At 67.9% G+C, this 1,806-nt stretch carries 2 protein-coding genes and 1 pseudogene; 2 read left to right on the top strand and 1 reads right to left on the bottom strand.

The window, feature by feature from the left end; all coding sequences use genetic code 11:
- Positions 1-632, bottom strand: a 632-nt coding sequence (locus C446_RS03020; protein WP_006671587.1) for an HD domain-containing protein, incomplete at its 3' end; no start/stop codon positions are given.
- A gap of 112 nt (positions 633-744) precedes the next feature.
- Here C446_RS03020 and C446_RS03025 point away from each other — a divergent pair.
- Together C446_RS03025 and C446_RS19810 are read left to right on the top strand one after the other, a co-directional pair.
- Complete coding sequence (locus C446_RS03025; protein WP_006671588.1) at positions 745-1,521, top strand: endonuclease NucS domain-containing protein; 777 nt, start codon at positions 745-747, stop codon at positions 1,519-1,521.
- A 167-nt stretch (positions 1,522-1,688) separates the two neighbouring features.
- A pseudogene (locus tag C446_RS19810) lies at positions 1,689-1,806 on the top strand (tRNA-intron lyase); the annotation flags it as partial.

Genomic DNA, 1,806 nt, shown 5'->3' on the forward strand with positions numbered 1-1,806 from the left:
ACAGCAGCATCGGCGGCGTCGACCAGTTGTTCGTCCGCAGCCGACACCTCGAGGTCGAACGTCTCTCGGACGGCCTCGTGGAGTCGCTTCTCGGCGCAGGTGTACCCCGGCAGCGTCCGCTTGACGGGTGCGGGAACGTCCGAGAGGTAGGCCTCGCTGGCGTCGTGGAGCAGCCCCCACCGCTGGGCCGCGAGGCTCCCGCCGCGGGCTTCGACCTCGCGGCTGACGTGAACGGCGTGGCGGGCGACGCTGTAGAAATCCTTCCCTTGGCCGGTGAAACGGCTGAGGTTCGAGAGCCCGTGGGCGATATCTTCGAGAGCGATCGATCCGGGGTCGGGCTCGAGCGGCGTGATCCGACCGCCGGAGCGCGTGTCGATCGACCCGTGGCCGCCGTTTGCGAGCGCAAGTGCGTTCTGAAGACGGGTAGCAGCGTCCTCGAATCGACTCCGAAGCGCGTCCGTGTCGGTGTCGGTGTCGGTGTCGATGTCGGTGTCACCCTCCGCGTCCCGAACGACTCGCTTCAGCCTCACTACCTCGTCCTCGAGGGCCTCGAGTTCCTCGAGGGCCCGTTCGGGTCCGGCGTCCGGGTCCAGACTCGGCCCGGGGTCCGCACCGTCGTTCGGCTCGGTCATACCGGAGGAGATCGGAGAACTGACAAAGGTGTTACGTCTCCCTCTCGGCAGCGTCTCGAGTGAACAGGTCCCCTTCTTCGAGTTTAAATACGAACGGGCGGCCACGAGTCCTATGATCGACGACGCGATCCGCATTCTTGCGGGCGACTGTACCGTGATCGCCGAGAGCGGGGACCAACAGGAGTACCGCGGTCGAATGACGACGGTCGTCAAGCCCGACAACACTGTGCTCGTCCACGACACGGACGGCTACCAGCCGGTCGCGTGGCTCACCCGGGCCGACAGCGTCTCGAGCGACCGCTCGGACGGGTTCACCCTCGTCGCGAAGAAGGATACCCAGACGCTGCGGATCGCGGCCCACGACCAGGACGGGTTCGCCCACTACCCCGCGTCGGTCGCGGGCCCGGTCGTCGGAACCTGTCCCGACTGTAGCGGCGCGCTCGTTCGGTCGAACGGCATCCACTGCGTCGACTGCGGGGACCGCTACGGCATCCCCTCGGACGCGACGATCCGCGGGGAGGCGAGCAACTGCGACTGCGGGCTCCCGCGGATGCGCGTCGAGCGGGGCCTCGCGTTCGACGTCTGTCTCGACCGGGACTGTGAATCCTTGGACGACGCGGTCTCGGACGCCTTCGACCGCGAGTGGTCCTGTCCCGAATCCGACTGCGACGGGGACCTCCGGATCCTCCGGCGCGGCGGGCTCATCGCCGGCTGTGAGCACTACCCCGACTGCGACACCGGGTTCGCGATGCCGGCCGGCGTCGTCGACGGGCAGTGTCGCTGCGGTCTGCCGACCTTCGACACCGGAAGCGGCACCCGCTGTCTCGACGCGACCTGCGACCCGATCGGGGAGCGCCGACTCGAGGAGCGACCAGCAAGCGGCGACTGATACTGCCGGAGGAAGCGATGCACACACCGATCACACTCGAGACCCTGTCGCGGAACGCGACGGGCGTCGTGGCGCAATCGGGTGGGTACTGACTGTTGTCCAGTTGTACGAGCGGTCCCGCAGTGAGTTGCCGACCCAGCCACGGACGGGCGATCCACAGCCACTTAGTGTCCGCCGGCCAACGCCCGGACATGGAACTCGAGGGGCGATTCGACGAGGATGCGGGCGTCGTCACCGTGGGTGGCAACGCGCGCCAGCGATACCACGATTCGCGAGGGTACGGCT

The sequence above is a fragment of the Halobiforma nitratireducens JCM 10879 genome (genome assembly GCF_000337895.1).
Taxonomy (GTDB): Archaea; Halobacteriota; Halobacteria; order Halobacteriales; family Natrialbaceae; genus Natronobacterium; species Natronobacterium nitratireducens.